The sequence below is a fragment of the Mesorhizobium denitrificans genome (assembly GCF_003403035.1).
Lineage (GTDB): Bacteria > Pseudomonadota > Alphaproteobacteria > Rhizobiales > Rhizobiaceae > Mesorhizobium_G > Mesorhizobium_G denitrificans.
This window is the reverse complement of the sequence record NZ_QURN01000003.1, coordinates 266,523-281,402: the sequence shown is the minus strand read 5'-3', so window position 1 is coordinate 281,402 and position 14,880 is coordinate 266,523. Positions and strand designations below refer to the sequence as shown.

Sequence of the window (14,880 nt, the reverse complement as noted above, 5' to 3'; positions counted from 1 at the left end):
CTAGTCCACCCTTTTGGCAAATGTCAATCGAGTTGACATTTGCGCATTGCCAGTCTTAGCTTTCGCCACTGGGAGGAGTTTGCCATCCATGGCTACCATGTTCCGCATTGACGGACTGGGGAAGTCGTTCGGCCCGAACAAGGTTCTGGACGGCGTTTCGCTCGACCTTTTCCCTGGTCAGATCACGGTGCTGATGGGTGCCAACGGAGCCGGCAAATCTACCCTCGTCAAAATTATGAGCGGCGTGCACGCACCAAGCGCGGGGGCCATGTCGCTCGCCGATCAGCCCTACGCGCCTTCCACACCGGCCGAGGCGATAAGGGCTGGCGTGGTCACGGTTCACCAGAACATCAATGATGGTGTGGTTAGTTCGCTCGATGTTGCGACCAATCTCACGCTCGACCGGCTGACAGGGAGGGGCGCGCACCTTTTTTTCAACCGCCGCCGCAACCGGAGAGAAGCCGCCGAGGTTGCCGCAGGGCTGGGCCTCGATGTTGACCTCAAGGCGGACATCGCCTCGCTGTCGCTCGCCGATCGCCAGATGGTTGGGATTGCGCGCGCAATGGCACACGCGCCGAAGGTGATGATCCTCGATGAGCCTACCTCGTCGCTTTCGAGCAGTGAGGCCGAGCGGCTTTTCGCCATCATTTCGAGATTGCGGGATGAGGGCGTTGCCATCCTCTATATATCGCACCGCATGTCCGACATTCGGCGTCTGGCAGACCGCATCGTGTCGCTCCGCGATGGACGGATCACTGGAACCTTCGAGCAAAAGCCGCTGGATTACGAAGGCGCAGTCAACGCCATGCTCGGCCGATCCGCCGAAGCGACAGCCGTTTCGGTGAGAGACGGCGGCAAGCCAATCCTTACCGTGAGCGATGTGCGGCTGAAGCCCCAAGCTGCCCCGTTTTCGTTGAAACTGCATGATGGCGAGGTTGTTGCGATCACAGGGCTGGTCGGCGTCGGCAAAACACAGTTTGCGGAGACACTGTTTGGCGCAAGGCGCGCGGTTTCCGGGGAAATGACGCTCGATGGGCAACGCTTTGCGCCGTCCAGTCCTGCAGACGCAATCCGGGCAGGGGTCTTCCTTGTTGCCAAGGATCGGGCTGAAAGCGGCATCGTGGCCGACTTCAATCTTGCCCGAAACATTTCTCTGCCGTTCCTCGACCGCTTCTCCTTTCTATCAGTGGTGCGCAAGCGCGCAGAACGCGAGGCGGCGCGCCGCCAGATTCAGAACCTCGCCATCGTCTGCCGCGGCGAACGCGATATGATGACCACGCTTTCCGGCGGCAATCAGCAGAAGGTGATGGTTGGGCGCTGGATGTCTCAACCTTCGCGCCTCTTCATTCTTGATGAGCCATTTCAGGGTGTGGACATAGCTGCGCGGCGCGATATTGCCGCCAAGCTGCGAGCCAATGCACAGGGCAGGGCGACGCTCGTTTTCTTGACCGAACTGGACGAGGCGCTGGAAACCGCCGACCGCATTCTGGTCATGTCCGAGCACACAATCGTCGGTGAACACCGCAATGAGCGGCTGGATATCGACCGCCTGCTGGCCGAAGTGGCGGCAGGCGCAATGAAAGGCGCTGCCTGATGGCAAACATTCTCATCCGCTACGGCTTTCTCGCGCTCCTCGTTGCGCTCGTCGTGTTCTTTTCTGTCGCAACGAGCGGCTTTGCGAGTCCGCAGGCAGCGGTGTTCATTTTTCAGTCCGTCGCCATCACCGGCATTCTTGCGCTGGGCGTAACGGCGACACTTGTGGTGGGCGGCTTCGATCTCTCGATCGGCTCGGTCGCGACGAGCGCGATGATGGCTGCTGCCTATGCGATGATCGTGCTGCAACAGAACGCGTTCGTTGCCGTTATTTTCTGCCTCGCCATCGGCGCGCTGGTCGGTCTCGTTAATGGACTTATCATCGTCTACATGCGCGTGCCGGACCTGCTCGCAACGCTTGGCATGATGTTTCTGCTGCTTGGTTTGCAGCGCATTCCAACGGAAGGACGCTCCATCGCGGCGGGCATGACAATGCCGGACGGATCAACCGCGCAAGGCACTTTCTCACCGGCGTTCATGGCCATCGGGCGCCATCGCTTCGACTTCTTTTTGCCAGACCTCGTGCCGGTTTCTGTGGTCGTGCTGCTTATCCTGGCAGTCCTGATCTGGTTCTTTCTGGAATATACGCGTTTTGGCCGCATGATGTACGCTGTAGGCTCAAATCCGCGTGCTGCTGAATTGGCTGGCGCGCCAGTAAAAGCCTACAAAATCTGGGCCTATATCATCTCCGGCGTGTTTGCCTCCATCGGCGGCATTCTGCTTGCGGCGCGCTTGGGGCGCGGAGACATCGCGTCAGGAAACAACCTTCTGCTCGACGCTGTCGCTGCGGCGCTGATCGGCTATGCCGTGCTTGGCGCTTCGAAGCCGAACGCGTTCGGCACCGCGATTGGTGCGCTTTTCGTCGGTGTGCTGTTGCAGGGCCTGACCATGATGAACGTACCTTATTACACGCAGGATTTCGTCAAGGGTGCGGTGCTTGTCATCGCTCTCATCTTTACGTTTTCGCTTTCGGGTCGGACCGCCCGATAGCCTCACCTCAACAACGGTTCCAGTCGGAGGAAATGGCATGATCACGCGCAGGACGTTAGGCAAATTCGGGTTGGCGCTTGCCGCCGGGACTGTCCTTTTTGCAGGGCCAGCTCTCGCGCAGGACAAGCCTGCTCCGTTCGATAAGCCCGGCGACGTCAAGATCGCGCTGGTGCGCTATCTGTCGACGGGTGACTTCTTCCAGGCCTATCTCGCGGGCGTTGAAGCGCAGGCAAAAGCACTTGGCGTGCAGCTTCAGGTTTTCGACAGCCGTCAGGATGCGGCCCTGCAGGCCGATATGGTGGATCAGGCCATCGCGCTTGGTGTGAAAGGTATCATTATCCAGCATGGCTTGACCGAATCCATGAAAGAAGCCGCGCAGCGCGCAGTGGACGCTGGCATCAAGGTCGTCGCGTTCGACGTCAATGTCGAAAACGATAAAATCCCGCAAGTCGAGCAGTCCGACCGCGACCTTGCTCGTCTGGCTCTGGAGCAGGCAATCAAGGATAATGGCGAGAGCTGGAAAGCGGGTTATGTTTACGTGGCCGGTATTGCGCCACTCGACCGTCGCGACGAAACCTGGCGCGAATTCAAGAAAAAATATCCGGGCATCGACGAAGTCGCCATGTTTGGCACGCTCGACAACCCGATTGCGAACTCGGTCGCCAACCAGGCGCGCTCCGTCGTGTCCGCGCATCCCGACATTCAGGTGATGTTTGCTCCCTACGATGAGTTCGCAAAGGGCGTGAAGATCGCCGTCGACGAGGCAGGTCTCTCCTCATCGATAAAGATCTATTCGGCCGACATTTCGACCGCCGATATTGCCGCAATGCGTGAGCCCGGCAGTGCTTGGGCCGCGACGGCCGCGACCAACCCGGCCGTGGTGGGTCAGGTATCGGTGCGTGCGCTCGCGCAATTGCTGGCAGGTGAAGATCCGGGCCACAATGTTATCGTTCCGCCGACGCTGATTACACAAAAAGATCTCAACGACAACGACATCAAGAACATGGAAGAACTGTCTGCAAAGATGCCTCAGTTTGCCCATGCCGACGTTGCCATGCCGGCCTGGATGCCGAACCCGAATAAATAAATGTGGTTGAGTTGCGGGGCGGCTGGTCCGTCCCGCATTCAAATTATCAAAGCATTGTCTTATAAATTGACATTTTCCAGTTGACCTGAATATTGTCAGATCAGGAGGATTGTCATGTCTTTGCGTCCCGGCGACCAGATCGTACACAAGGCCGCTTGGCTCTATTATACGCACGGGCTGCGGCAGGACGAGATCGCCAAACGGCTTGATATTTCGCGAGCGTCGGTTGCTATGTATTTGCGCCGCGCGCGGGAAACCGGCATCGTAACGATCACCGCCTCAACCGAGCTTTTCGCCTCGGATGTGCTGGCGCGCCAGCTGGAGGATCATTTTGGCCTCGAAGGCGTGTGGATCGCGGATGGTGATGCTTACCGCGAAGCGGAAGACGAAATACCGGTGCTTGCGGCTAATGTCTTTCAGGGAATGGTCAGTAATGGCCAGCGTGTAGGTATTGCCTGGGGCCGCACCGTATACGCTATCGCCGATGCGATGAGTTTCGCCGATTTGCGAGACGTTACGGTCGTTCAGCTTTGCGGCAACCTCGGAGCGCCATACTCGTATCGCCCAGACCAATGCACGATGGAGATCGCTCGCCGGTTGAACGCCAGGGGCCTTAATTTCTATGCTCCGCTCATCCTCTCGACAGAAGCGCTCGCCAGCGCGCTGCGCGCAGAGCCAGTTATCCGCGAGCAGTTGGCAGGCGTTGCAGAATGCGATGTGGCGCTGTTTTCAGCGGGTGTTGCGGATGAGGACGCGCATGTCGTGCGCTGCGGTGCGATAACGGCTGCCGAGGTGCGCGCGCTGCGTCGCAGCGGGGCCGCTGGTGTGATAGCTGGGCAGATGATCGATGCGGCAGGTGCGGCACTCGACTGCGATTATAATCGCCGCTGCATATCCGCCGACCTTGCAGATCTAAAGTCCATCCCGCGACGTTTGATGGTGGTGCAGGAGTCGGCAAAGCTGGAGCCGCTGCAAGCAGCACTTGCGGGGCGCTTTGCAACCCACCTGGTGCTGACGCGAGCAATGGCGCTGTCTCTCTCCGACCTCATGAGCATGGGGTCTGCATAGCCCATTAGACCAGCTATTGGCCTTCATCTGCTCAAGCTGCAATTTGCTATATCAAAATGTCGTTCGGATGAGCATCTGGGCTTGATAAAATCTGAAATTAAGTTCCATATATTCGCAGCGAGAGTTTTCGGTCGCTGGATTGTGCGAGACGGAATGTTGCTCCGGCGACCAATCCCGACCCAGTGAGGTCCGGACTACGGGTCAATCAATACGACGGACAAGAGAAGCCGTGACAACCCACCAGAGGAGAAGCATATGACTATACTATCCCGAATGTTCAGGCCGCGCGGCATACTGGTGTCGGCGGCTCTTGTTGCAGCGCTTGGCGGAGCGGCACATGCTGAAAGCCGCACGCTCGTTATCGCCCGCGACATGGACATTAATTCGCTCGATCCGCATCGCGCATGGTGCGATACCTGCCAGATTTTCAACTCTTCAGCTTATGAGTCCCTCGTCACGCTCGACAAGGACAACAAAATTATTCCGCTTCTGGCTAAAAGCTGGGAGGTAAACCCCGAGCAAACACAGATCACGCTGCATCTCGACCCGGCGGCCAAGTTCTCGGACGGTTCCGCTGTTGAGTCCAAGGACGTCAAATGGACCTTCGAGCGCTTGAAGAACATCAAGACCAGCTCGTCTTTCATGGCCGATCCTATCACCTCAATTGAGATACCGGATGCGCAGACTGTAGTGCTGAAGCTGGCATCGCCAAACTCGGAATATATTCAAATACTTGCAGCTTCATATATGGCTGTTATGAATAGCGATGTTGTTGCCGAGCACGGTGGTCTTGCAGATGCGACGGCAGTCGATAAGGACACTGCCGAAACATGGCTGTTGGCAAATTCCGCAGGCTCGGGAACGTTTGTGCTTTCAGGGTATGAGCCAAATGCCGAACTGCGGCTGAAGCGCAACGACACTTATTGGGGTGCCAACAAGGCGAAAGTGCCTGAAGTTGTGTTCCGTCAGGTGAAAGACGCCGTGGCTCAGGCGCAGATGCTGCAATCCGGCACGGTCGACATCGCCCAGCAGATCGATCCTGAAACGGCAAAGAGCCTCCAGGGTTCGGCCGCGAAGGTTGAAGAATTGCCTTCGCTGAACTTTGTCTATGTTGTTCTTTCGCCGGGTGCGAAAGGCAACAAGGTGCCGTTGACGCCACAAGTTCGCGAGGCGATTTCGAGCGCAATCGACCGCAAGGGGTTGATCGATCTTGTCGTTGGTGGTGCGGGCAGTGAGATCGCCGTTCCTGTTCCTCCCGGTTTTCCGGGTGCTGAGGGGCACAAGGTTCCAGAATACAACCCGGAACATGCGAAGAAGCTTTTGGCTGATGCAGGACATCCAGACGGGTTTGAGATTGAATCGATCTACCCTGACATGAATACCTATGGCGTCGATTTCAACCTCATGATGCAGAAGGTTCAGCAGGATCTGGCGCAGGTCGGCATCAAGGTAAAGCTGTCGCCGGTACCATTCTCGAACTGGCGCGATGCGGTGAATGGTGACGGCATCCCATTGAGCATGGTCTTCTATGCGCCGGACTTCTTCGGTACGTCGCAGTACATCGACTATTTCGGCCTTGCACCCGGAACGGTGTGGGCTAAGCGCGCTGGCGGGGAACGTGATCCGTCCATCGTAAACCACGAAATCCGTGGCGTTATGGATGCTGCGCTGGCTGCAAAAACGCCGGAAGAAGCTGCGAAAAAGTGGTTCGATGCGGCGGAAATGATCAAGAAGGCGGACATCATTCTACCGATGATCAATCCGTCCCTGGTTCTCGCCTACGGTCCAAACGTCAAGGGTGTGCGGTTCAGCCCGTGCTGCAACACGCCGCTCGCTGAAATATCAAACGACAATTGATCTGATACGCAGGGCGAAGCCAGCAACGGCTTCGCCCTTGATTTCAAGGAAATGCGATATGAATGTCAGTCTGCTCAACAGCCGGGATGCCGCTCTTCTTGGTCGTGCGCAACGCGTCGTACCCGGAGGCGTCTGGGGTCATATGGCAACGCGTGCAATCGGGCCGGGCTATCCGCAGTTTTTCGCGCGCTCGGAAGGCTGCCGCGTCTGGGATGTGGACGGAAATGAATATGTTGACTTCATGTGTGCATGGGGTCCCAATCTTCTTGGCTATCACCATCCGGTCGTGGACGCCGCAGCGCTTGAGCAAATGAAGGCGGCGGACATCGGCAACGGTCCCACTGAGAAGATGGTGGAACTGGCTGAGCTGATGGTCGACACAGTCGATGGCGCAGACTGGGCGCTCTTTCAGAAAAACGGCACCGACGCGACAACGGTCTGCGTGATGATTGCGCGTGCGCAAGCCGGAAAGCGGAAAATTCTAGTCGCTCGTGGCGCTTATCATGGCGCCGTGCCTTGGTGCACGCCGTCGGTCGTCGGTGTTACGGCGGAAGACAAGGCGCATCTGATACATTTTGATTTCAACGACGCAGCCAGCTTGCGCGCGGCTGCCGATCAGGCCGGAGATGATCTCGCCGGTATCATGATTACCGCATACCGGCATGATGTGCAGCGCGACCAGGAGATGACGGACCCGGCTTTTCTCGCTGAGGCGCGGGCAATCTGTGACCGCACCGGCGCAGCACTCATATTGGATGATGTGCGCGCCAGCTTCCGAATCCACTTGCGTGGAAGCTGGTTCCCGCACGGGGTCAAGCCAGACCTCGCAGCCATGTCAAAGTCGATAGCAAATGGCTGGCCCATCTCAGCGGTTGTTGGTGGCAATGCGTTTCGCGAGGCCGCAGCCAAGATTTTCACGACCGGGTCGTTTTGGTACGGCGGGGCGGCGATGGCCGCGGCGGTAGCTACGATCGGCATTTTGAAAGAGAGCAACGCAATCAGCCATACGATCGCGATGGGTGAGCGGTTGCGCGCGGGGCTTGATGAAGCGGCGCGCCGCAATGGCTTCCGTCTGCGCCAGACCGGACCTGCGCAGATGCCTATGCTGCTTTTTGACGACGACGCTGACCTGCGGATCGGCAATGCATTCGGTCTGGCTGCGTTGCGCCACGGAGCATACTTCCATCCGCGTCACAACATGTTCCTCTGCGCTGCGCATACCCCTGCCGATGTTGATCGCGGCATCGAAGCAGCAGACAACGCGATGAAGGATATTGCAGCCGCTGGCTACGTTCAGTCCTAAGGTGGTCGATGCAAGGAGCGGTGCTTATTCTTCGGCGCGCCGCTCAATTGCTATAGGCAGGCTACGCAATTGCGACATGAAATAGCCCGGTATCCATTCGGCAGCCGATTGTCCCGGACGCAAGCGCATGTTTCGCGCTTCTAAGCCTTCGAGCAGTATGCGCGTCAGCATTATTCCGACATATCTGCCGGGGCAAATATGGATGCCATTGCCAAAAACGGTCATTCCCTGATGGCGTCGATGCAGGTCGAACTCGTATGGTTCGGGAAACGCTTTCGGGTCCAGATTGCCCGCAGCCCACATCATAACAACTTGCGTTCCGCGCGGCACGATCATGCCGTCATACTCGAAATCTTCCAGCACATAGCGCCTGAGCAATAGAACTGGAGGTTCAAGCCTTAGAGATTCCGAGATTGCCTTTGCAAGCAATTGCGAAGAGCCGCGGACTTCATCCAGAACATGCGGATGGCGCGAAAGCGTGTAGCAGGTGTTGGCCGAAGCAAGTGCTGCCGTATGAAATCCGTCAATCAGGTTGCCGGAAAGCACCTCGCTGACGGTCCGCGGGTAAACACCAACCGAATTTATATCCTCCTCGAAATTCAACTCTTGAAGCTGTCGCTGAATTTCGAGCAGGTCCGCATTTCCATTTTCCAGCCCGCGCTTCGCGGCGTCATCGAGAACCTTGGCGTAGTCGTCAAAAGCGCGGTCAAGCGCTCTCAGGTCTTCCTCTGTTCGGTCGATGATAAACAGCCGGTTCATTTCTCTTGTTGCTTGGGTAATCCGCGCGATTTCGTCGGCGGTTAGATCAAGCAACTTGGACCAGAAGCCAATCGTCAAAGCCTCTGAAACGCTCGGCACGAAATCTACTTCTGTGCCGTTATCCATCGCATCGAGAATATTGTCGACGAGGTCACGAACAATCCCCTCCATGCCGGTAACTTGCTTCGGCCCGATCCAATTCAACAGGATTCGCCGGCTTGCGCCATGTATGGGCGGATTGGTTGTGAAGACCTGAGCCGACAGCACTTCGGCGATGCGTTTCCCCGGCGCGGCTTCGGCATCTGGCGGTGCATCCATAGTGCCGGGAAATAAAATTCCGGGAGGCACATTTCCTATCTGCGGCGCTGTGCCGAACGCCATGAGATCGGCGTGATTGAAAACTACAAGCGCGTCTGCCTTGGTTCGAAAATAGCGCGGCTGGCGGTCCGAAAAGATCGCTTTGCAGAATGCGTGAAAATTGTCTCGCCCGCCCGCGAAGCCAGCTTCGCTTAGCAAGGGCAGGTCGGATATTTTGATGATTTCCGGCATGTTTTTCCCTCTGACCGAAGTCGATCGACAGCACGGATGAAATATAATTTCACTTTCGAGACTATGTTGCAAGCTGTCGCCAGGCAAGACAATAGCTAAGACAAAAGCCGTGTCAGAAACAAATATGGAAATAAATTCCAATTTCTATTGTGCGAACAAAGCTCTGATGTAATTTGGAGTTGGCATCTCAATCAGCCACGGAGGAGGCGACATGATAAGAGACAGCCAATTGCTCGACCAATTGGTCACGACTGTGCGCCGCTTTGTGCGTGAACGCCTCATTCCGGCGGAGCCGGGCGTCGAACAGGAAAACGCCATTCCGGGGGCGATAATCGATGAGATGCGCGATCTGGGCTTGTTCGGGCTAACGATTCCCGAAGCTTATGGCGGGCTTGGTCTGACCATGGAAGAGGAGGTGATGGTTGCGCTGGAGCTTGGCTATACATCGCCAGCTTTTCGCTCGGTGATCGGCACCAATAATGGCATCGGCTCGCAAGGAATCATCGCGGACGGCACTGATGAGCAGAAGCAATATTGGCTTCCGCGTCTGGCCCGCGGCGAAGTTATTGGCTCATTTGCTCTTACCGAACCGGATGTGGGTTCGGACGCCGCTGCGATAAAGACCGCCGCACGGCGGCAGGGGAAAAACTATATCCTCAACGGCACCAAACGGTTCATCACAAACGCGCCGATTGCGGATGTTTTCACATTGATGGCGCGCACGGGAGGGGAGGGCGCGTCCGGCATCACGGCGTTTCTGGTTCCTCGCAACAGCCCCGGCCTTTCGCTCGGCAAAATAGATGAGAAAATGGGTCAGCGAGGCACCCGCACATGCGACGTAATTCTCGAAGATTGCGTGGTGCCTGCCGACGCGATTATCGGAGGCGTGGAAGGGCAGGGTTTCAAAACGGCGATGAAGGTTTTGAATCGCGGGCGACTGCACATCGCCGCCGTTTGCGTGGGTGCCGCACAGCGCCTTTGCGACGAGTCGGTTTCCTACGCGCGCGAGCGCAAGCAGTTCGGCAAGGCGATTGGTGAGCACCAACTCGTGCAGGCGATGCTTGCGGAAAGTGGTACGGAATGTTTTGCCGGACGCTGCATGGTCATAGAGGCGGCGCGGCGCATGGATAGCGGTGCGCGCATCATTCAGGAGGCGGCCAGTTGCAAGCTCTATTGCTCGGAAATGGTCGGGCGCGTAGCGGACCGCGCCGTGCAGATACATGGCGGATCGGGCTACATGCGCGACAGCGCGGTGGAGCATTTCTATCGTGACGTGCGCTTGTTCCGGCTCTACGAAGGCACGAGCCAAATTCAGCAGATCATTATCGCGCGCGAAATGCTCAACGCTTGAGGAGGGTGCATGACGGTCCGTCTGGGTATCATCGCCGATGACTTTACCGGGGCGCTGCTCGTTGCCGGAAAGTTGGAAGCGGCCGGACTTCGCTCGCCCGTCTTTTTCGACCCTCAAGCCATCACGGATGATCCGCATGGTGATGTTCTGATTTTTGCATCGCGAACACGCGTCATCCCTGTTGACGAGGCTGAGGCCATCATCGCGAGCGGTTCAACCGCGCTCGAAGCCGCTGGCTGCGCCCGGATCGCCTATAAGGCGTGCGCGAGTTTTGACTCCACGGAAAAGGGCAACATCGGGCTGGCTGCGGATTATCTCTCAGACCGCGCGGGTGGCGCGCCCGTGCTGATGAGCGCAGGCTTTCCGATCTACAATGTCACCGTGCATCAAGGATATATGTTCTACCGCTCGCGTCTCGTTTCGGAGTCCATCAAGCGCCTCGATCCGCTGACACCGATGACGGATCCCGATCTGGTGCGGTTCCTCTCGCATCAAACGCGCACGCCTGTCGCACTGCTCCCGCACAGCGTTCTGATACGAGGAATTGATCCCGCACGGCAGGAGTGGGAAAAGCTCGTGCAGTCGGGCGTGCGCCACGTTCTGGCAGATGCAAGCGATGATGGCGACGTTGACGTAACCGTCCAGCTTGCGGCCGAAAGTTCGGCGGTTGTCGTTGCCAGCGATCCGCTGATTATCGGCTTCGCTATTGCGCTTGCAGGGGAACGCGCAGACCATAAAGTGCATAAGGTCAAGCTGCCGGAAGGGCCGGGCGCGGTGCTTGTCGGCAGTGTAGGGCCTGTCGCAACAGAACAATTCGCGCAATTTTCCGCCCATTACCCCGGATTGACGCTTAACCCGCTGGACGAACGCGACGAGGCGGCAATCATCGCCTCGGCACTTGAATGGGCGTCCCCGCTGATTGGCTCGCAACCGGTCGGGATTTCAACGGACACGAGCGCGGCAGGAGTTGAGCAAGCGCAGAAAGCTATGGGCATCATTGGTGCTGCCCGCCGGGCAGAACGTTTGATCGCGGGAGTTGCGGCAGGATTGCGCGATCGCGGCGTACGCAGGATGGTTGTTTCCGGCGGTGAAACATCGGGGGCCGTGGTTGCAGCCTTGGGCATTCGCCGCGTGCATGCCTTGCCGGATGGTCCATTGGGCAGTGGATTCTGCGTCGCTGACGAGCCTGTACCGATGTCGCTGTTTCTGAAATCCGGCAAGCTTGGCACGCCAGACATTCTGCTCAAATCGCTGGAAGCGCTCAAGCCTTAGCAGCCGCGTTGGTTCTAAATTGCGTCAGGCCCGCAAACATGCGATTCGCCATAGACAATGGAGAAAGCGCAGAGCTTGGATCAAGAACCACAACCCGTCGAGATTGATCTTTCGCGCGACAGCCTGTCGGACCGCATCTATGCGCATTTGCGGCTCGAGTTGATGACGGGGCTGCACACACCCGGTTCACGCATCAGCATCCGCGGACTCGCTGCTTCGTTGAATACGTCCGCAACGCCGGTTCGCGAAGCGGTGTTCCAGCTGGTGCGCGAAGGCGCGCTGGAACTAAAACCCGGATACCAACCGCGCGTTCCAACGCTGGAAATTCCGGTTTATCTCAACATTCGCGAGACGCGCGTACCGCTTGAACGCCTGGCTGGCGAACTCGCCGCGGTACACATTACGCCCGACGAGATTGGAGCGCTGCGCGACCACCATCAAGGTTTTCAGGCAGGCGAAGCCAACGAAGATTGGCGCGCCGCGCTCTCCGCAAACCAGGCATTTCACTTCACTATCTATCGAGCTTCGAAAAACGACACGCTTGTGCGCGTCATTGAAAATCTTTGGTTGCTCGCCGGCCCATTTGTAAGTTCGCAATATCCTCACATTCGACAGGCGTCGTCGGAGGTGCATCCGCATCTTCTGATTATCGACGCGCTGGAGCGGCGGTCGCCTTCAGAAACAGGCGACTTACTTGTTCGCGATTTGCGCGAGGGCTCATATCGCATTCTTCGCCACCTCGAAGAAAAAGGCACCGAGAAGAAAAAGTCCAAGCGCTCGGCCCGCAAGCGCTAGGCCGTTTTCATCTGCGCCCGGCGCGCCTTCAATTTTTCCAGCCCTATCGGTTCATTGGCTTCCACATAAGCTCTCAACTGAACCGGATCGATCCCGAGTCTTTTGACGGCTTCTCCGCGTTCTGGCGGAATAAAAACTTCAACCGGCTTGCTGACCATCGCATCAAGAATCTGCTGCGCCACCAAATTGGCAGATACCGGCGTGCCGGAGAACGCCAGTGCGAGCGCATCGTCATTTGCCTCCTTGTCCAGCATCGGGGTTTCAGTCGCAGTTGGGTAGATCAGCGTAAAGTCGATTGGACCTGCTCGCTCCTCAAGTGCGACAGCCGCGTGAAACGCGCGCAGCGCATGCTTGGCGGCGGCGTAACTCGCGATGCCAGGATAGGGGATGAATGCATTCATCGACGAGACGGAAATCAGGTGCCCGGAACCTTGCACCTTCATGCGCGGCAGAGCAGTCATCATGCCGATCACTGCGCCGAAGAAGTTAGTGTCCATTGTTTGGCGATGTGCATCGAGTGTCAGGTCGCGCGCCCAGCCAGTATGCACGATGGCGGCATTGTTGATCAGAATGTCCAGCTTGCCTTCGCGCTGCCAAACCTGATCAAGCGCGGCGGTCCATTCCGTTTCTGAGCAGATATCAAGCTTTAGCGACCAGGCACCATTGCCAATTTTCTCGGCCATTTGGCGGCCTCGGTCCGCATCAATATCAGCGATCACAACGCGGTAGCCGGCATTGGCCGCGAGCTGCGCCGTTGCAGCACCAATGCCACTGGCAGCGCCGGTTATCATCACGATTTTGCTGTGTTGCATGCGCCAGTTCCCGTGTTGGAAAAAGCTTTCGGCCTGTCAGAAATAGGTGCGGAAGGACGCCGTGACCTGATAGTTCTCGTCGACCAGATGCATGACCCGCCACTTGTCAAAGGTGAGACAGGGGTGGGAAATGCCAAAGCCGATCATGTCACCCACCACGAGCGGAGAGTTTTCCGGTATTTCCAGATGGCAGTGCTGGTCGTTCAGCCTCAGCACTGTATGGCCGGTAGGCACTGTTGACGGTGCGGCCATACCCGGACGAAACCATTTCAGCGCTAAGGGCAAATCGTCATACGAGATGTCACGCTTGCCAAACCCGATTATCGCCTTGCCGGGCTCCGGTCTGGATTGAACATACGCCCAGATTTCCAGCGCCGCCTGCAATCCACCGCCAGCATTTGCCAGCGCAGGTTCGCGCACGCGCAGCGCCTCTTGAGCGCGTGCATAAAGCACGGAGTCGTGAGTGATGTAGCAGCCCGAACGGATCAGAACGCGCTTGGCGCGCGCAAGCTTCGCCGCGCCCAACTTACGCGCCACAACGTCATAATAGGCCGAGCCTCCCGCAGACAGCAGCACCTCATCGGCGCTGAAAAGTCCTTCGTTGTCTGCAGTTTCCGCCAGCGTCACCATGCCGTCGAGCAATTGGCCAACTTGAGCCAGCGCTTCCGGCGAGCCATCATTCTTGATGAGCCCTTCAAAGCCCTCAATGCCAGCGAGATCGAGCGCGTCGCGCATCGCATGAACCTTGCGCGCCAGCGCCAGAGCGCGCTCCACGGTGCGGCAACCGGTTCGTCCGCCAGCATATCCAAGTTCGACCAGCACATTGAGCGGACGTTTCGCATTTCCGGAGCGCACAGCTTGCGCGAGCGCCTCGGCATTGGACAGGTCATCCACAAGACAAAAGAACTCGATATCAGGATGGGCATTCAGCGTTTCAACGATGTCGGCCATAGCGCGGCGACCGATCACCTGATTGGCCATAAAGATGCGCTTGTAGCCAAACGCTGCCGCCACCTGAAACTGATGCGGCGTAGCAACGGTGATTCCCCATGCGCCATCGGCGATTTGGAGATCAAAAAGCGCCGGTGCCATTGTGGTCTTGCCGTGCGGTGCGATGAAGGCGCGGCTGTCATCAAGGAAATTGCGCATCCACTGGCTGTTGTGAAGCAATGCGTCCTGCCGGATCACCGCGGCGGGCAAAGGCAGATCCTCCGCAAGCACGTTCCATTTCTGTGCTGCGATTTCTGAGAGTGGCACAGGCGCAGCAAGCGCGGGTGCGCCCTTGTCGATAGACGTGAGCGGCGCTTCCCAGGGGCGGGGTGCGTGAACCGCATTGGCCTGTGGTTTTGTCATGATTGTCGTGCCGATAAGGTTGGATGGGATAGCCGGGCGAGCAAACTACAACTAGACGAAATTTCGATTTTTGATACATCAAAAATAGCAC

12 protein-coding genes are annotated in these 14,880 nt (G+C 57.6%); 9 read left to right on the top strand and 3 right to left on the bottom strand.

Translation table 11 applies throughout. The features are described 5' to 3' along the window. Positions 1-88 precede the first annotated feature (88 nt). From DY251_RS04740 to DY251_RS04715, 6 genes are all read left to right on the top strand, one after another. Positions 89-1,594, top strand: a complete 1,506-nt coding sequence (locus tag DY251_RS04740) for a sugar ABC transporter ATP-binding protein (protein ID WP_116622700.1) — start codon at positions 89-91, stop codon at positions 1,592-1,594. Then, positions 1,594-2,583 (top strand): ABC transporter permease, encoded by a 990-nt coding sequence (locus DY251_RS04735; RefSeq protein WP_116622699.1) that lies wholly within the window; start codon positions 1,594-1,596, stop codon positions 2,581-2,583. The genes DY251_RS04740 and DY251_RS04735 overlap by 1 nt, the downstream gene beginning before the upstream one ends. 37 nt (positions 2,584-2,620) lie before the next feature. Next, a complete protein-coding gene (locus DY251_RS04730; protein ID WP_116622698.1) occupies positions 2,621-3,670 on the top strand; it encodes a substrate-binding domain-containing protein in 1,050 nt (349 codons plus the stop codon). Positions 3,671-3,784: 114 nt separating this feature from the next. After that, complete coding sequence (locus DY251_RS04725) at positions 3,785-4,738, top strand: sugar-binding transcriptional regulator (RefSeq protein ID WP_116622697.1); 954 nt, start codon at positions 3,785-3,787, stop codon at positions 4,736-4,738. Between the two features lie 255 nt (positions 4,739-4,993). Then, positions 4,994-6,595, top strand: a complete 1,602-nt coding sequence (locus tag DY251_RS04720; RefSeq protein ID WP_245415856.1) for an ABC transporter substrate-binding protein — start codon at positions 4,994-4,996, stop codon at positions 6,593-6,595. Between the two features lie 58 nt (positions 6,596-6,653). Further along, a complete protein-coding gene (locus DY251_RS04715) occupies positions 6,654-7,898 on the top strand; it encodes an aminotransferase class III-fold pyridoxal phosphate-dependent enzyme (protein WP_116622695.1) in 1,245 nt (414 codons plus the stop codon). A 24-nt stretch (positions 7,899-7,922) separates the two neighbouring features. Here DY251_RS04715 and DY251_RS04710 read toward each other — a convergent pair whose 3' ends face one another. Continuing rightward, complete coding sequence (locus DY251_RS04710; RefSeq protein ID WP_116622694.1) at positions 7,923-9,206, bottom strand: cytochrome P450; 1,284 nt, start codon at positions 9,204-9,206, stop codon at positions 7,923-7,925. Between the two features lie 211 nt (positions 9,207-9,417). On the opposite strand from DY251_RS04710, the gene DY251_RS04705 reads away from it, so the two are divergent. From DY251_RS04705 to DY251_RS04695, 3 genes are all read left to right on the top strand, one after another. Continuing rightward, positions 9,418-10,557 (top strand): acyl-CoA dehydrogenase family protein, encoded by a 1,140-nt coding sequence (locus tag DY251_RS04705; RefSeq protein WP_116622693.1) that lies wholly within the window; start codon positions 9,418-9,420, stop codon positions 10,555-10,557. A gap of 9 nt (positions 10,558-10,566) precedes the next feature. Beyond that, complete coding sequence (locus DY251_RS04700; protein WP_116622692.1) at positions 10,567-11,829, top strand: four-carbon acid sugar kinase family protein; 1,263 nt, start codon at positions 10,567-10,569, stop codon at positions 11,827-11,829. A 75-nt stretch (positions 11,830-11,904) separates the two neighbouring features. After that, positions 11,905-12,624: a GntR family transcriptional regulator gene (locus DY251_RS04695; RefSeq protein WP_158553219.1), complete on the top strand. Its 720-nt coding sequence runs from the start codon at positions 11,905-11,907 to the stop codon at positions 12,622-12,624. Here the strand turns inward: DY251_RS04695 and DY251_RS04690 are convergent. Then, positions 12,621-13,436: an SDR family NAD(P)-dependent oxidoreductase gene (locus DY251_RS04690; protein WP_116622690.1), complete on the bottom strand. Its 816-nt coding sequence runs from the start codon at positions 13,434-13,436 to the stop codon at positions 12,621-12,623. The genes DY251_RS04695 and DY251_RS04690 overlap by 4 nt on opposite strands. 36 nt (positions 13,437-13,472) lie before the next feature. Next, positions 13,473-14,789: an amino acid deaminase gene (locus DY251_RS04685; protein ID WP_116622689.1), complete on the bottom strand. Its 1,317-nt coding sequence runs from the start codon at positions 14,787-14,789 to the stop codon at positions 13,473-13,475. Between the last annotated feature and the right edge of the window lie 91 nt (positions 14,790-14,880).

Bases quoted from the DNA above. Each gene is read 5' to 3' on its own strand.
- DY251_RS04740 (WP_116622700.1), top strand. From the start codon at position 89: ATGGCTACCATGTTCCGCATTGACGGACTGGGGAAGTCGTTCGGCCCG.
- DY251_RS04735 (WP_116622699.1), top strand. From the start codon at position 1,594: ATGGCAAACATTCTCATCCGCTACGGCTTTCTCGCGCTCCTCGTTGCG.
- DY251_RS04730 (WP_116622698.1), top strand. From the start codon at position 2,621: ATGATCACGCGCAGGACGTTAGGCAAATTCGGGTTGGCGCTTGCCGCC.
- DY251_RS04725 (WP_116622697.1), top strand. From the start codon at position 3,785: ATGTCTTTGCGTCCCGGCGACCAGATCGTACACAAGGCCGCTTGGCTC.
- DY251_RS04720 (WP_245415856.1), top strand. From the start codon at position 4,994: ATGACTATACTATCCCGAATGTTCAGGCCGCGCGGCATACTGGTGTCG.
- DY251_RS04715 (WP_116622695.1), top strand. From the start codon at position 6,654: ATGAATGTCAGTCTGCTCAACAGCCGGGATGCCGCTCTTCTTGGTCGT.
- DY251_RS04710 (WP_116622694.1), bottom strand. From the start codon at position 9,206: ATGCCGGAAATCATCAAAATATCCGACCTGCCCTTGCTAAGCGAAGCT.
- DY251_RS04705 (WP_116622693.1), top strand. From the start codon at position 9,418: ATGATAAGAGACAGCCAATTGCTCGACCAATTGGTCACGACTGTGCGC.
- DY251_RS04700 (WP_116622692.1), top strand. From the start codon at position 10,567: ATGACGGTCCGTCTGGGTATCATCGCCGATGACTTTACCGGGGCGCTG.
- DY251_RS04690 (WP_116622690.1), bottom strand. From the start codon at position 13,436: ATGCAACACAGCAAAATCGTGATGATAACCGGCGCTGCCAGTGGCATT.
- DY251_RS04685 (WP_116622689.1), bottom strand. From the start codon at position 14,789: ATGACAAAACCACAGGCCAATGCGGTTCACGCACCCCGCCCCTGGGAA.